We start from the raw sequence: 13,802 nt of genomic DNA, 5'->3' as shown, positions 1-13,802 counted from the left end.
GCTGTGAGTCTCAACTATCGCCAACAACGCTCACCCCCAAGCCGCCGCAACAACGTCGGACCACGAAACGCTCGTCAACGCACGAGCAACAACAATGTTAAGGATCGCTATCCCCAACACATGGACACGTTGACCTTGCCGCCCCCAACCTGCTCACCACCTCAATCATCACTGCGATGCATATATCGCACCCGCCACATCCTTCTCGCCTCACTATGTGCTGATGAGTTAAGGGGTGTCGTGAGCTTGTCCGGGAAGACCAGCGTGGCGAGGATGGACTCGGCGGACTTCGGTCCGTGTCCATCCAGACGGCGAGCCGGTCGCTGGGACGCGCGCCGAGGCTGAAAATTTCGGCGGACTTCAGGGCCACGGGGGCGTAGAGCTCTCTTTAGGAGATCGTCCGCCGTCGAGGGTGGGCGTGCCGCGTGCTCGGGGCACCGGCGCCATCGCGATCGTCTCGATGGTGCGGGTCGCAATTGTGGCGTTGATGCGTTCGGCGGTATTGATGTCGAGGCTGGTGACGATTCCGGTGGCGTTCTCCGTGGGTCGTTCGGTTGGTGGTATGGGCGCCAACTGGCACCTTTGGGTGGACGGATGTTGGGCAGGGTTATTGGGTTTGTTGGTGCTGGTTTGTTGGTGGGTGGTTGGTTAGGGGTTTTCGGCCTTGGATTTTAGGCCGGTGGCTTCCAGGGTGACGTAGCGGCGGGTCAGGCGGGCGGTGAGGAGGGAGAGGATGGGGGCCAGGGGGCCCTTTTGGGACAGGGTCAGGCGGACGGAGGCCGTGCCGTTGGGGTTGGGAATGATGTCGTGTGTTGCGGTGGTGGTGACTCCGGGGGCGTGGGACTTCCAGGTGAATGTTTTGTTCTCTTCGAAGGCTGTGACGGTCCAGAGGGCGGGCGGGAGTTTTGGTTGGTGGACGCGGGCGCGGCTGGAGAGGGTGAAGGGTTTGTCGAGAAGTTCGACGCGGGTGATCGAGGGCGTCATTTCGGGCCAGCGTTCGACGTCCTTTAGGAGGTTCCAGACGGTTTCGGGTGGGGCTTTGATGTCGACGGAGATTTCGAAGTGCATGGTGTTCCCTGGAGTGTGGTGCGGATGGTGGTCAGGAGGGTGGTGACCAGGGGGTCGGTGGCGCGGTCTGGGAGGTGGAGGGCGTAGTAGGGGACGGCGGGGAGGTCGGTGATCTCGCGTTGGACCAGGCCGGGTGGGCGGACGACGCATCCGTTGACGACGGCCAGGCCGACGCGTAGGGAGACGAAGTGCAGGAGTAGGGGCCAGCCCTCGGCCTCGACGGCGAGTGACCAGGGGACGTCCGCGGCGCGGAGGGCGCGTTCGAGGGTGATGCGGTGCGGGCCGGTGGGTGGGGGGACGACCAGGGACGCGCCCGCCAGGTCGGCGAGGGTGAGGTGGGGCCGGTCGGCCAGGGGATGGTCGTCCGGCATGACCAGGACCTGCGGGTAGGTGGCGAGGAGGACCGACTCGACGTCGGTGGGCAGGACGTCCAGTACGGCGACGCCGAGGTCGGCGCGGCCGGTGCGGACGGCGGTGAGGGTGCGGGTCCGGTCGCCGTTGATGAGGCGGATGCCGGGGCGGACGACGTCGCCGAGCAGGTACAGGTAGGCGCCCTCGCCGGCGGCGAGGGTCGGGACGCGGGTGGGTGCGGTGCCGTGGACGTCCGCGAGGAACGTCGTCATGCGGGCGTCGAGTTCGTGGGCGAAACGGGCGACGTGTTCGCCGGCGGGGGTGAGGGCGAGTCGGCGGCCGTGCCGGGTGTAGAGGGGGCGGCCGAGGGTGTCGGCGAGTTTGCGCACCTTGATGTGGAGGGCGGGCTGCGAGATGTGCAGTTCCTCGGCGGCGCGGGTGAAGTTGAGGTGCTTGGCGAAGACCGCGAACGAGGCGAGCGCGTCGGTTGAGAGACGGGCCAGGTCCATAGGTAGAGACTATAGGTGCGAGTAGATCTTATAGTTCTGTTTTAGGGGAGTGGCGGTCAGAGTTGGGGCATGGACAGGGAACCTCGGCTCGGCGTCGATTTTGGGCGGGTCATTCATGGCGGGCTGCTCGCGCCGGGCGATGACGACACGGCGTTTCTCGGTGGGAGTTTCGAGGAGGCGCTCGCCTCGCCGGCGACCGCGGGTGTGTACGAGGTGCTGCCGGGCCTGGTCGAGGCGTTCGACGGGCGGGTCTGGATCATCTCCAAGTGCGGTGACCGGGTGCGGAGGCGGACGCTGGCCTGGCTCGACCATCATGACTTCTACGAAAGGACCGGGCTGAGCAAGGAGAACGTCCGGTTCTGCCGGAAGCGGGCGGAGAAGGCGGGGCATTGCCGGGAACTCGGCATCACCCACATGATCGACGACCGGCTGGACGTTCACCAGGCCATTCGTGACATCGTGCCGTACCGGTACCTGTTCGGGCCGAAGCCGGGTCCGGAATGGGTGCGGCACCTGCCGAACTGGGCGGCCGCCGAGGTCATTCGCGAAGATATTCCGGCGGGACGGAATCGACCAGCCACACCTCATTGGAGCTGACGCGGAATTCGTGCCCGTCGGCGGCCATCCGTCCGGACTGCACGGTGAGGACGACGGGTGCGCCGCGGCGGGCGCCGACACGCCGGGCCGTGGCGCGGTCGGGGGAGAGGTGCACGGCGTGCCTGCCCATGGGCTTCAGCCCGTTGCGCAGGATCGACTTCAGGGACCGGCGCACCGTCCCGTGGTAGAGGAACTCCGGTGGCGGCGTCGGAGGAAGGTTCAACTCGACGGGTATCGAATGCCCCTGGACGGCGCGGATCCGGTCGCCGTCCAACTCGAAGCGCTTCTTGTCGTTGTTCGCGACGGCGTGTTCGAGTTCGGCGCGGGTGAACGTGAACCCGTGACTCGCGGCGGCCTCGAGTAGTTCGGTGACGTCGGCCCATCCTTCGGCGTCGACCGTGAGACCGATCCGTTCAGGGCGATGCCGCAGATGCAGGGCGAGGTACTTCGAGATCCTGACCGTGCGGCGTTCGTCCATCGGGGGAGGGCGGGGCCGGCTCTCGCGCGCCGGCCCCGGCGTGCGACGGGCCTACTTGGCCTCGAGGGCGGCGGCGCGCTTGGCGATCGCCGACTTGCGGTTGGCGGCCTGGTTCTTGTGGATGACGCCCTTGCTGACGGCCTTGTCCAGCTTGCGGGCGGCGTGGCGCTGCAGGGCGACGGCGTCCTCGACGCGGCCCTCGTCGGCGGCCTCGCGGAACTTGCGGATCGCCGTCTTCAGCTCCGACTTGACGGCCTTGTTGCGCAGGCGAGCCTTCTCGTTCTGCTTGTTGCGCTTGATCTGGGACTTGATGTTAGCCACGTCGTAGTGCCTCAGCTTGGTCGCGATACTCGCCTGCTCGGCGCAGGCCCTGACGAATGTCTGAACGGGGGCGGGACGGTGCCCCCGGGGCACGACGCTACGCCACACGCAGTCGCACAGCCTACCAATCACCGGGGGCCGCCCCAAACCAGGCCGTGCACGGAGCATCGGGCGCGGCATGGGACCATGGAGGTACACATTCATGTCCACCAGTGAGTTTTGCGAAACGGACCACGGTGCCAGCGCCTGACAAGACCGACCCCGCGATCATCCGCAACTTCTGCATCATCGCGCACATCGACCACGGCAAGTCGACGCTCGCGGACCGGATGCTGCAGTTGACCGGTGTGGTCGAGGAGCGCCAGATGCGCGCGCAGTACCTCGACCGGATGGACATCGAACGCGAGCGCGGCATCACGATCAAGAGCCAGGCGGTGCGGCTGCCGTGGAAGTCCGGCGGCGTCGACCATGTCCTCAACCTGATCGACACGCCGGGGCACGTGGACTTCTCCTACGAGGTGTCGCGGTCGCTGGCGGCGTGCGAGGGCGCCGTCCTGCTGGTGGACGCGGCGCAGGGCATCGAGGCGCAGACGCTCGCCAACCTGTACCTGGCGCTGGAGGCCGACCTCCACCTGATCCCCGTCCTCAACAAGATCGACCTGCCGGCGGCGCAGCCGGACAAGTACGCCGAGGAGCTGGCCGGGATCATCGGCTGCGAGCCCGGTGACGTGCTGCGGGTGTCCGGTAAGACGGGCGAGGGCGTCCGCGAGCTGCTCGACAAGATCGTCGAGGAGGTGCCGGCGCCGCAGGGCGACCCGGACGGCCCGGCCCGTGCGCTGATCTTCGACTCGGTGTACGACACCTACCGGGGCGTGGTGACCTACGTCCGGATCATGGACGGGCATCTGTCGCGGCGCGAGAAGAGCCTGATGATGTCCACCGGCGCCGCGCACGAGACGCTGGAGGTCGGGGTGATCTCCCCCGAGCCGAAGCCGGTCCAGGGCCTCGGCGTCGGCGAGGTCGGATACCTGATCACCGGGGTGAAGGACGTCCGGCAGGCGCGGGTCGGCGACACCGTGACCGGCGCGTCCCGGCAGGCGCCCGAGGCGCTCGGCGGCTACCGCGACCCGAAGCCGATGGTGTTCTCCGGCCTGTACCCGGTGGACGGCGACCAGTACCCCGAGCTGCGGGACGCGCTCGACAAGCTGCGCCTCAACGACGCCGCGCTGGTCTACGAGCCGGAGACGTCGGCGGCGCTCGGGTTCGGGTTCCGCTGCGGGTTCCTCGGGCTGCTGCACATGGAGATCGTCCGGGAGCGGCTCGAGCGCGAGTTCGACCTGTCGCTGATCTCGACCGCGCCGAACGTGGTGTACCGGGTGGTCATGGAGGACGGGACGGAGCACACCGTCACCAACCCCAGCGAGTTCCCCGAGGGCAAGATCGGGAACGTGTACGAGCCGGTGGTGAAGGCGACGCTGCTGACCCCGTCGGAGCACATCGGCGCGATCATGGAGCTGTGTCAGGGCCGCCGCGGCGCGCTGCTCGGCATGGACTACCTGTCGGAGGACCGGGTCGAGATCCGCTACACCCTGCCCCTCGCCGAGATCATCTTCGACTTCTTCGACCAGCTGAAGTCGCGCACCCGAGGGTACGCGTCGCTGGACTACGAGCCGAGCGGCGAGCTGGAGGCCGACCTGGTCAAGGTCGACATCCTGCTCCAGGGCGAGTCGGTGGACGCGTTCAGCCAGATCGTCCACCGCGACAAGTCCCGCGAGTACGGGCTGATGATGACGTCCAAGCTCAAGGAACTGATTCCGCGCCAGCAGTACGAGGTGCCGATCCAGGCGGCGATCGGCGCGCGGATCATCGCGCGGGAGAACATCCGCGCCATCCGCAAGGACGTCCTCGCCAAGTGCTACGGCGGCGACATCTCCCGTAAGCGCAAGCTGCTGGAGAAGCAGAAGGAGGGCAAGAAGCGGATGAAGACCATCGGGCGGGTCGACGTCCCGCAGGAGGCCTTCGTCGCGGCGCTGTCCACCGGCGGCGAACCCGCGGACAAGGGCAAGAAGTAGCCGCCCGCCCCCGGCACGTCCGCCGGCGGCGCGGTTACTTCTTCAGCAGCGGCCAGGCGACCACGGTCGGGACGCGTCGGAACTCGCCCCGGTTGGCGGCCCGTCCGGCGTAGACGAGGAAGAACATCACGACGGCCGTGAAGAGCAGCGGCACCCAGATGAGCACGTCGACGACCAGCGACAGCACGCCGCCGACGATCCAGACGGCGATGGCCGCGAGCGCCATGTTGAGGCCTTGGACCGCGTGCTTGCGCACGAACGGCGTCCGCGCCTTGCCGAGGTAGACGACGGCAGGTGCGATCGCGCCGACGAGGAACTGCCCCACGTAGGCCATGAGCGACCACGTGCGCTCGTCATTGGTGACCGGACCCTGCTGTCCGGGCTGCGGGCTCGGCATCTGGACGGTGCCCCCGCCCTGAGGCTGAGGCTGAGGCGGCGGCTGCTGCCAGCCCATCCCACCGGGCTGCTGCGGCGGCGGAGGCTGCTGTGGCTGCTGCCACATGTTTCCAGATTGCTGCCAGGGGGCCTGCTGCTGACCGGGCTGCTGCCCTGGGCCGGGCGACGGGGGAGGCCCGTAGGCCATGGCGGAAGTCCTCTCCTGGTTCGCTGCGCGTGCTGTGGACCGCGAGCTGTGGACAAAGTGTATGACTCTTACGACGTTTACGAAGTTCGCATCGGTTCCGCCTTCGCCCTGACCGTGGCCGTTTCACGCCACCCATCTCAAGCCACCCACCTCAAGCCACCCACTCAGGCCACCCGGACGGGGCACAGGGGGAGGAATGCGAAACTGAGAGCGTGCCTTCGACGCTTCCTGATGGTGATCCCGTACCGGTGGACGGTGCCCTGCCCGGTACCGCCCTGGACGGGTTGGGGTCGAGGCCGTTCGCGTTCTACGTCCACGTGCCCTTCTGCGTGACCCGCTGCGGGTACTGCGACTTCAACACGTACACGGCGACGGAACTGGGCCCGGGAGCGAGCCGCGATTCCTACGCGGACACCGCCATCGCCGAGGTGCGGACGGCCCGGCGGGTCCTCGGCGACGTGGATCTGCCCGTGGAGACGGTCTTCGTGGGCGGCGGTACCCCCACGTTGCTGCCGGCCGACGATCTGGGACGCGTCCTGGACGCGATCGACGCGGAGTTCGGGCTCGTCCCGGGCGCGGAGGTCACGACGGAGGCCAACCCCGAGTCGGTCGACGAGGCCTACGTGGGACGCCTGAGAGAGGTCGGGTTCACGCGCGTCTCCTACGGCATGCAGAGCGCCCGCGAGCATGTGCTGGCCGTCCTGGAACGCACCCATACGCCCGGACGTGTCCCGCAGGTGGTGGAGTGGACGCGCAAGGCGGGGTTCGAGCACGTCAACCTCGACCTCATCTACGGCACGCCGGGGGAGACCGACGACGACTGGCGGGCGTCCGTGGAGGCGGCCCTGATGGCCGAGCCCGACCACGTGTCGGCGTACGCGCTGATCGTCGAGGACGGCACCCGGCTGGCGGCGCAGGTCCGGCGGGGCGAACTCGCGGCGCCCGACGACGACGCCATGGCCGACCGCTACCTGGTCGCGGACGCGCTGCTGTCCGCGCACGGCCTGCACTGGTACGAGATCTCCAACTGGGCCGCCGACCCGCGCGCCGCCTGCCGCCACAACCTGCTGTACTGGACGGGCGCCGACTGGTGGGGCGTCGGGCCGGGCGCGCACAGCCATGTCGGCGGCACCCGCTGGTGGAACGTCAAACACCCCGCCGCGTACGCGGCGCGCCTCGCCGAGGGGGCGAGCCCCGCGCACGCCCGGGAGATCCTGGGCGAGGACGACCGGCGCGTCGAGCGCGTCATGCTCGAACTGCGGCTCGCCGAGGGCTGCCCCACGGACCTTCTGGACGACAAGGCCGTCCGCCGGGCGATCGACGACGGCCTGATCGAGCCCGCCCCCTACGAGCGGGGCCGTGCGGTGCTCACGCTGCGAGGACGGCTCCTGGCCGACGCCGTCGTCCGGGACCTGGTCTAGGGGACGGTGACGAAGTCGATGAGTTCCTCGACGCGCCCGAGAAGGGCGGGCTCCAGGTCCGTGTAGCTGTTGACGCGGCTCAGGATGTGTTTCCACGCGGCACCCGTGTCGTCGCCCCAGCCGAGTTCGGCGAGGACGCCCTCCTTCCACGGGACGCCACGGGGAACGCGGGGCCAGGCACGGATGCCGACGGACGCGGGTTTGACCGCCTCCCAGATGTCGATGAACGGATGTCCGGTGACCAGGACGTGCGGTGAGGAGATCCGCGCGGCGATCCGGGACTCCTTGGAGCCGTCCACGAGATGGTCGACGAGGACGCCGAGGCGGCGGTCGTCGTCCGGCCCGAACTCCTCGACGATCGCCGGTAGGTCGTCCACGCCTTCGAGGTACTCCACGACGACACCCTCGACCCGCAGGTCGTGGCCCCAGATCTTCTCGACCAGCTCCGCGTCGTGGACGCCCTCCACGTAGATGCGGCTCTCCTTGGCGACCCGGGCCCGCAGACCCTGGACGGCGATGGACCCGGACGCGGACCGCGCGGGCCCCCGGGGCGCGGCACTCGGCCGGACGAGCGTGACGGGCTTGCCGTCGATGAGGAACCCGGACGCGGTCAGCGGGAACACGCGCCGCTTGCCGAACCGGTCCTCCAGGGTGACGCCGACCTTGTCGCAGCCGACGACGGCGCCGCAGAAGCCGCTGTCGGGGTCTTCGGCGACGAGGCCGGGTTCGGCCGGGACCTCGGGGATCCGGCCCTTGCGAGGCCTGCGCCAGTCACCGGCCAGTACGTCGTTTCCGTAGTCCTTACTCCGCACGGATCCGCACATTAATCCGCCCGGACGCCCGTACGACATCGCCCCTCGTCACTTCGGCGTGGCGCGTCGACCACCAAATGGATTTGGGAGAAATGGGAGGGTGTGTCCGGAACATATAGGATCACGCAGCCGCACCGGGGAGGGCGCGGGCCCTCCAAGGTGGGGCCTCAGGGCCGTACACTTGGCACTCGGGAGTAAGGAGTGCCAGCGGCGTGAGAACGACGCCGGGGGCGCCGCCCGCGCCGACCGAACGGGCCCGGCGGGACGAAGGAGGTGAACGGGTGCTGGACGACCGGAAACTCGCGGTGCTGCGCGCCATCGTGGAGGACTACGTCTCCACCAACGAGCCGGTGGGCTCCAAGGCCCTGACCGACCGGCACAACCTCGGCGTTTCCCCGGCCACCATCCGCAACGACATGGCGGTGCTGGAGGAGCAGGGGTACATCACCCAGCCGCACACCAGCGCCGGACGTGTCCCCACCGACAAGGGCTACCGGCTGTTCGTCGACCGGCTGTCCACCATCAAGCCGCTGTCGGTCGCCGAGCGGCGCGCGATCGAGACGTTCCTGTCCGGCGCCTACGACCTCGACGACGTCGTCGGCCGGACGGTCCGGCTCCTCGCGCAGCTCACCCGGCAGGTCGCCGTCGTGCAGTACCCGTCGCTGACCCGCTCGTCGGTGCGGCACGTCGAACTGGTGCCGGTCGCCGAGGGGCGGCTGCTGCTCGTTCTCATCACCAACACCGGACGGGTCGAGCAGCGCGTCATCGAGACGGGCGGCGACGTCTCGGAGGAGTCGATCGGGCACCTGCGGGCGCTGCTCAACACCTGCCTGGACGGGCTCGGCCTCGGCGATGTGCCGACGGCGATCGCCGACCTGCCGGAGAAGGTGAGCCGGGACGACCGCCCGCTCGCCGCGGCGGTGCTGTCGGTGCTGCTGGAGACCCTCGTCGAGAAGCACGAGGAGAAGATCGTCTTCGCGGGCGCGGCGAACCTGGCCGCGGTGGACTTCTCCCAGAGCCTCCGAGAGGTGCTCGTGGCCCTCGAAGAGCAGGTCGTGTTGATGCGGCTGCTCGGCGAGACCGGCGACTCCTCTAAAGTTACGGTGCGGATCGGCACCGAGAACCCCGACGCGGGGCTCCGATCGACCTCGGTCGTCGCCGCCGACTACGGCGTCGGCGACCTCACCCTGGCCCGACTGGGAGTGCTCGGGCCTACACGCATGGATTACCCCAGCACGATGGGAGCGGTACGGGCAGTGGCACGCTACGTGGGACAGATCCTGGCGGGGTCGTAAGTGGCCAACGACTACTACGCGGTTCTGGGCGTACGGCGGGACGCCAGCCCCGACGAGGTCAAGAAGGCCTACCGGCGGCTCGCGCGGGAGCTCCACCCGGACGTCAACCCGGATCCGGAGACCCAGGACAGGTTCAAGGAGATCACCCAGGCCTACGAGGTGCTCTCCGACCCGAAGAAGCGCGAGATGTACGACCTCGGCGCGGACCCGTTCGCGCCCGGCGGCGGCGCGGGCGCCGGCGGTTTCGGCGGCGCCGGGTTCCCGTTCAGCGACATCATGGACGCGTTCTTCGGCACGGCGACGTCCCGGGGCCCGCGGTCCCGGGCGCGGCGCGGCCGGAACGCGACCCTGCGGGTGGAACTCGACCTCGCCGAGACGGCGTTCGGCACGACCCGCGAGCTGTCCATCGACACCGCGGTCGTCTGCACCGGCTGCGAGGGGTCGGGCTGCGCGCCCGGCACCCACCCGGAGACGTGCGAGACCTGCCGGGGCCGCGGCGAGGTGCAGCAGGTGCAGCGGTCGTTCCTCGGCCAGGTCATGACGGCCCGGCCGTGCCCGGCGTGCGGCGGGTTCGGCTCGGTGATCCGCAACCCGTGCACCGAGTGCTCCGGCGACGGCCGGGTCCGCACCCGCCGGACCGTCAAGGTCAAGATCCCGGCGGGCGTGGAGAACGGCATCCACATCCAGCTCGCCGGGGAGGGCGAGGTCGGCCCCGGCGGCGGACCGCCCGGCGACCTGTTCCTGGAGATCGTGGAGAAGGCGCACCCGATCTTCGAGCGGGAGGGCGACGACCTGCACTGCACGGTCGAGATCCCGATGACGGCGGCGGCGCTCGGCACCAGCGTCACCATCGAGACCCTGGACGCGACCGAGAGCGTCGACATCAAGCCCGGCACCCAGTCCGGGCAGGTCATCACGCTGTACAACCGCGGCGTCCGGCATCTCAACGAGAGCGGCCGCGGCGACCTGATGATCCATGTGAACGTGGAGACACCGAACCGGCTCGACGAGGAGCAGGAGGAGCTGCTGCGGCGGCTCGCCGCGCTGCGCGGGGAGGAACGCCCGCCCGGCAAGTTCGCGCCGGGTCAGCGCGGCATGTTCTCCCGTCTCAAGGACGTCTTCAACCAGCACTGAAGAGCAGTGGCGGAGGCCTACGAGGAGGGCCTCCGCGGCACCTCAGAGCGCGGCGACTAGGAAGGCCATATGAGCCCGCCGGTGTTCCTCGCCGACACGGACGCGCTGGCGTCCGACCGCGTCGTCCTCGACGGCCCCGAGGGGCGGCACGCCGCGACCGTGCGGCGGCTGCGACCCGGTGAGCGCGTCGACCTGACCGACGGCGCCGGCCTGCTCGCCGAATGCGTCGTCACCGACGCCGTCACCGCGAAGGGCGGCGCGTCCCTGACGTTGGACGTGCTGACCCGGCACCGGACGCCGCCGCCGTCGCCCCGCATCGTGGTCGTCCAGGCCCTTCCGAAGGGCGACCGGGGCGAGTTGGCCGTCGAGACCATGACCGAGGTCGGGGTGGACGAGATCGTCCCGTGGTCGGCGGCGCGCTGCGTCACCCAGTGGCGTCCGGAACGCCGCGACAAGGCGCTCGCCCGCTGGCGCGGCACGGCCCGCGAGGCGGGGAAGCAGGCACGACGCAGCCGCCTGCCGGAGGTCGCCGATCCGGCGTCCACCGACGACGTGGCCGGGCGGATCGCCACCGCGTCCCTGGCGATCGTCCTGCACGAGGAGGCGGACGCGCCGCTCAGCGCCGTCCGACCGCCCGCCGACGGCGACATCGTGGTCGTGGTCGGCCCCGAGGGCGGGATCACCGACGACGAGCTGGAGCGTTTCACCGCCGCAGGCGGAAGTCCCACCCGCCTCGGCCCGACCGTACTGCGCACGTCAACGGCCGGGGTCGCCGCCACCGCGGTCCTGCTGGCCGCCACCGGCCGCTGGTGACAGGCCGCTTCCACCGGGCCGCCGTTGGCGACCGGCCACCCGTGTCGACGAGGAGTCCGGCAGAACGATCAGCCGGCTCGGGCATCTCCCTCGGCTACGGAGATTCGAGGTCTCCCCGTCCCACACCGCCCCTCCGGCACCCCGTACGACACCACCGCCTCGTGGTACCGCCGCAACAACCGTCCAACGTCCCTGAGCGCCTCCTCCGACGCCGCATACTCAGGCAACGGCTGCGCAACGATGGCGCCTCACTCGTCCACCGTGCCGCGGGCGGTCCTGTTCCGAACCGGCGTGCTCCCGATCGACGTTGAAACGGTCCTGGCAGGGGAGGCGGGTTGACGAGACGCCGGGAACGCCGCGCCGTCCCGCCGGCCGGACGTTCGTCAGGGGCCGCCGCCCGAGGGGGCGCCTTCCTCACCGTTGGAGGTCCGGGGCTCCTCGCTGGTGGTGGACGGCGTCGGCTGCTCCGTGGGATCGGGGTCGGGCGGCGTGGGCGTGGCCGGGGGCGGCGACGTGGTCGGCGTCTGCGACGGGGACTGGCTCGGGCACAGCGTGACCGGAGGCGCGGCCGCGGACTGCGTTCCCGGCGACGCGGCGGGCGTGGGCGTGCCCGCCGGCGGGATGCGGCAGGCCGACATCCCCGGCGAGGTGGTCGACGTCGGTGTCGGCGAGGTGCTCGGCGCGCCGGCCCCGCTGACGCCCGGTGACGGCGGGGCGGGGAACTGCGGGTCGCCCTCGGGTGAGGTGTGCTCTCCCTCGGCGGCGTCGCGTCCCTCGCCGGCGGGTCCGTTGCTGCCGACGGACTGCTGGATGAGGTCGATGGTCTGCGGTGCGGTGACGCCCAGCCCGGCGATCACCATGGCGGCCGCCACGGCGAGGACGGGACGCGCCCAGTCGACGGTCAACCGTTCGAAGTTCATCCCATAGCGGGCGAGGCCGAACCGTCCGAGACCGAACCGGCGGCCGTGGCCGTCGGCTATGCGGGCCCGGATGCGCTCCAGGCCGTCGCCCACGGGGGTGACCGTCTCCGCCTCCGCGTGCAGGGCGCGGCGGAGGGTCTCGCCGTGCTCGTCGTCGGGGTGGGTGGTCATGAGAACTGCTCCAGGACGTTGCGTAGCGCGGTCATTCCGCGCGCCGTATGGCTCTTCACGGCGCCACGGGAGATGCCCATCGCGTTGGCGATCTCCGCTTCGGACAGGTCGGCGTAGTAACGCAGGACGAGCGCCTCCCGCTGGCGCGCGGGCAGTCGGGACAGCGCGTCGATCACCGCCGAGCGCTCCAGCTCCCCGATGGCCCCGGCCTCCGCGCTCGGCGCGTCCGGCAGGCCCTTCGGGGCGTACTTCTCGACGACGGCGCGGTGCCGGAGCACCGAGCGCGACCGGTTCACCACCGACTGCCGCAGGTAGGACAGGGCCTTGTCCGGGTCGCGCAGACGGCGCCAGCCGCCGTGCATCGCGACGAACGCGTCCTGGACGACCTCCTCGGCCGTTCCCGCGTCCCGGACGAGCATGGCCGCCAGCCGGACCAGCGACCGGTAGTTGGCGCTGTAGAGCGCGGTCACCGCTTGGTCGGCGTCCCAGGCGACGGCCACCGCGCCCGCCGTGCCCCTGGCCACGAGGGTCTCGGTCACGTCAGTGGGACGCGTACCCTCGTCGTTCGGTTTACGAAAGGGCATGTCCTGGTTTGCCTCGGTCACCTATCCGCCGCCTTTGCCGTCCCCCAGCCGTCCATTCGGACGCTCCATCGGAGCGGCGTGGATGTCGACGCGCCCGGCCGCCGGGCACACCGAAATGCCTTGCGAACCGGGGAGCACGCCTGAGGTCACAACCTTAACCATTGGTCGGTCCGGATGCCGCCCGGAAGCGAAGGTTGATCGGCGACGGACCTCGACCGGTACGGGGCGCCGCGAGCCGTTTCCGCGCGAAGTCTCGGTAGGATCTCCGGGCGGTCGAGGCCGCCTGCGAGGGGAGACAGATGACCGACTGCCTGTTCTGCAAGATCGTTTCCGGGGACGTGCCCGCCACGATCGTCCGGGAGTCGGCGGGCGCGGTGGCGTTCCGCGACATCAACCCGCAGGCGCCGACACATGTGCTGGTCATCCCCAGGGAACACCACCCGACGGTCGGCGAGCTCGCCGCGTCCGACGCCGAGCTCCTCGCCGAGCTGCTGCGCGAGGCCCACGGGGTCGCGGTCGACGAGGGCGTCGCCGAGACCGGCTACCGGGTCGTGTTCAACACCGGCGCGCAGGCGGGCCAGACCGTCTTCCACGTCCACGCGCACGTGCTCGGCGGCCGTGGCCTCAACTGGCCTCCCGGCTGACCGACGTCCGCGCCCGGGGCCTCGCCCAC

15 protein-coding genes are annotated in these 13,802 nt (G+C 70.2%); 7 read left to right on the top strand and 8 right to left on the bottom strand.

The features are described 5' to 3' along the window. Positions 1-648 precede the first annotated feature (648 nt). Positions 649-1,068 carry an SRPBCC family protein gene (locus BZB76_RS16500; protein WP_121435227.1) on the bottom strand — a complete coding sequence of 140 codons (420 nt, stop codon included), beginning with the start codon at positions 1,066-1,068 and terminating at the stop codon, positions 649-651. Beyond that, positions 1,008-1,928, bottom strand: coding sequence for a LysR family transcriptional regulator (locus BZB76_RS16495; RefSeq protein ID WP_121435226.1), 921 nt, complete (start codon positions 1,926-1,928; stop codon positions 1,008-1,010). Before BZB76_RS16495 ends, BZB76_RS16500 begins: the two co-directional genes overlap by 61 nt. Positions 1,929-1,997: 69 nt before the next feature. On the opposite strand from BZB76_RS16495, the gene BZB76_RS16490 reads away from it, so the two are divergent. Further along, positions 1,998-2,525, top strand: coding sequence for a hypothetical protein (locus tag BZB76_RS16490; RefSeq protein WP_121435225.1), 528 nt, complete (start codon positions 1,998-2,000; stop codon positions 2,523-2,525). On the opposite strand, the gene BZB76_RS16485 is transcribed toward BZB76_RS16490, so the two are convergent. Next, complete coding sequence (locus tag BZB76_RS16485; RefSeq protein ID WP_121435224.1) at positions 2,467-3,003, bottom strand: RNA 2'-phosphotransferase; 537 nt, start codon at positions 3,001-3,003, stop codon at positions 2,467-2,469. The two genes, BZB76_RS16490 and BZB76_RS16485, sit on opposite strands and share 59 nt — an antisense overlap. Before the next feature lie 51 nt (positions 3,004-3,054). Beyond that, a complete protein-coding gene (rpsT, locus tag BZB76_RS16480) occupies positions 3,055-3,324 on the bottom strand; it encodes a 30S ribosomal protein S20 (RefSeq protein ID WP_121435528.1) in 270 nt (89 codons plus the stop codon). A 236-nt stretch (positions 3,325-3,560) separates the two neighbouring features. On the opposite strand from rpsT, the gene lepA reads away from it, so the two are divergent. Then, positions 3,561-5,396: a translation elongation factor 4 gene (lepA, locus tag BZB76_RS16475; protein ID WP_121435223.1), complete on the top strand. Its 1,836-nt coding sequence runs from the start codon at positions 3,561-3,563 to the stop codon at positions 5,394-5,396. A 34-nt stretch (positions 5,397-5,430) separates the two neighbouring features. Here lepA and BZB76_RS35300 read toward each other — a convergent pair whose 3' ends face one another. Then, positions 5,431-5,898 carry a DUF4870 domain-containing protein gene (locus BZB76_RS35300; RefSeq protein WP_211343028.1) on the bottom strand — a complete coding sequence of 156 codons (468 nt, stop codon included), beginning with the start codon at positions 5,896-5,898 and terminating at the stop codon, positions 5,431-5,433. A 293-nt stretch (positions 5,899-6,191) separates the two neighbouring features. Here BZB76_RS35300 and hemW point away from each other — a divergent pair, with 293 nt between their 5' ends. Next, positions 6,192-7,400, top strand: a complete 1,209-nt coding sequence (gene hemW / locus BZB76_RS16465; RefSeq protein WP_121435222.1) for a radical SAM family heme chaperone HemW — start codon at positions 6,192-6,194, stop codon at positions 7,398-7,400. Here the strand turns inward: hemW and BZB76_RS16460 are convergent. Beyond that, positions 7,397-8,212, bottom strand: a complete 816-nt coding sequence (locus tag BZB76_RS16460; RefSeq protein ID WP_246006986.1) for a DUF3097 domain-containing protein — start codon at positions 8,210-8,212, stop codon at positions 7,397-7,399. The genes hemW and BZB76_RS16460 overlap by 4 nt on opposite strands. 281 nt (positions 8,213-8,493) lie before the next feature. Here BZB76_RS16460 and hrcA point away from each other — a divergent pair, with 281 nt between their 5' ends. From hrcA to BZB76_RS16445, 3 genes are all read left to right on the top strand, one after another. Then, positions 8,494-9,507, top strand: a complete 1,014-nt coding sequence (gene hrcA, locus BZB76_RS16455) for a heat-inducible transcriptional repressor HrcA (RefSeq protein WP_121435220.1) — start codon at positions 8,494-8,496, stop codon at positions 9,505-9,507. Continuing rightward, the gene (gene dnaJ / locus BZB76_RS16450) at positions 9,508-10,641 is read left to right on the top strand and encodes a molecular chaperone DnaJ (RefSeq protein ID WP_121435219.1); all 1,134 of its coding nucleotides are present in this window, start codon (positions 9,508-9,510) and stop codon (positions 10,639-10,641) included. A gap of 69 nt (positions 10,642-10,710) precedes the next feature. Then, positions 10,711-11,454, top strand: coding sequence for a 16S rRNA (uracil(1498)-N(3))-methyltransferase (locus tag BZB76_RS16445; RefSeq protein WP_121435218.1), 744 nt, complete (start codon positions 10,711-10,713; stop codon positions 11,452-11,454). 383 nt (positions 11,455-11,837) lie between these two features. Here BZB76_RS16445 and BZB76_RS16440 read toward each other — a convergent pair whose 3' ends face one another. Together BZB76_RS16440 and BZB76_RS16435 are read right to left on the bottom strand one after the other, a co-directional pair. Continuing rightward, a complete protein-coding gene (locus BZB76_RS16440) occupies positions 11,838-12,545 on the bottom strand; it encodes a hypothetical protein (RefSeq protein ID WP_121435217.1) in 708 nt (235 codons plus the stop codon). Next, positions 12,542-13,129, bottom strand: coding sequence for a SigE family RNA polymerase sigma factor (locus tag BZB76_RS16435; protein ID WP_117399458.1), 588 nt, complete (start codon positions 13,127-13,129; stop codon positions 12,542-12,544). The genes BZB76_RS16440 and BZB76_RS16435 overlap by 4 nt, the downstream gene beginning before the upstream one ends. 299 nt (positions 13,130-13,428) lie before the next feature. Here BZB76_RS16435 and BZB76_RS16430 point away from each other — a divergent pair, with 299 nt between their 5' ends. After that, a complete protein-coding gene (locus BZB76_RS16430; RefSeq protein ID WP_121435216.1) occupies positions 13,429-13,773 on the top strand; it encodes a histidine triad nucleotide-binding protein in 345 nt (114 codons plus the stop codon). Positions 13,774-13,802 lie beyond the last annotated feature (29 nt).

The sequence above is a fragment of the Actinomadura pelletieri DSM 43383 genome (assembly GCF_003634705.1).
In the GTDB taxonomy this organism is placed as follows: Bacteria; Actinomycetota; Actinomycetes; order Streptosporangiales; family Streptosporangiaceae; genus Spirillospora; species Spirillospora pelletieri.
This window is presented reverse-complemented; position numbering and strand designations above follow the sequence as displayed.

Bases quoted from the DNA above. Each gene is read 5' to 3' on its own strand.
- BZB76_RS16500 (WP_121435227.1), bottom strand. From the start codon at position 1,068: ATGCACTTCGAAATCTCCGTCGACATCAAAGCCCCACCCGAAACCGTC.
- BZB76_RS16495 (WP_121435226.1), bottom strand. From the start codon at position 1,928: ATGGACCTGGCCCGTCTCTCAACCGACGCGCTCGCCTCGTTCGCGGTC.
- BZB76_RS16490 (WP_121435225.1), top strand. From the start codon at position 1,998: ATGGACAGGGAACCTCGGCTCGGCGTCGATTTTGGGCGGGTCATTCAT.
- BZB76_RS16485 (WP_121435224.1), bottom strand. From the start codon at position 3,003: ATGGACGAACGCCGCACGGTCAGGATCTCGAAGTACCTCGCCCTGCAT.
- BZB76_RS35300 (WP_211343028.1), bottom strand. From the start codon at position 5,898: ATGTGGCAGCAGCCACAGCAGCCTCCGCCGCCGCAGCAGCCCGGTGGG.
- BZB76_RS16445 (WP_121435218.1), top strand. From the start codon at position 10,711: ATGAGCCCGCCGGTGTTCCTCGCCGACACGGACGCGCTGGCGTCCGAC.
- BZB76_RS16440 (WP_121435217.1), bottom strand. From the start codon at position 12,545: ATGACCACCCACCCCGACGACGAGCACGGCGAGACCCTCCGCCGCGCC.
- BZB76_RS16435 (WP_117399458.1), bottom strand. From the start codon at position 13,129: ATGCCCTTTCGTAAACCGAACGACGAGGGTACGCGTCCCACTGACGTG.
- BZB76_RS16430 (WP_121435216.1), top strand. From the start codon at position 13,429: ATGACCGACTGCCTGTTCTGCAAGATCGTTTCCGGGGACGTGCCCGCC.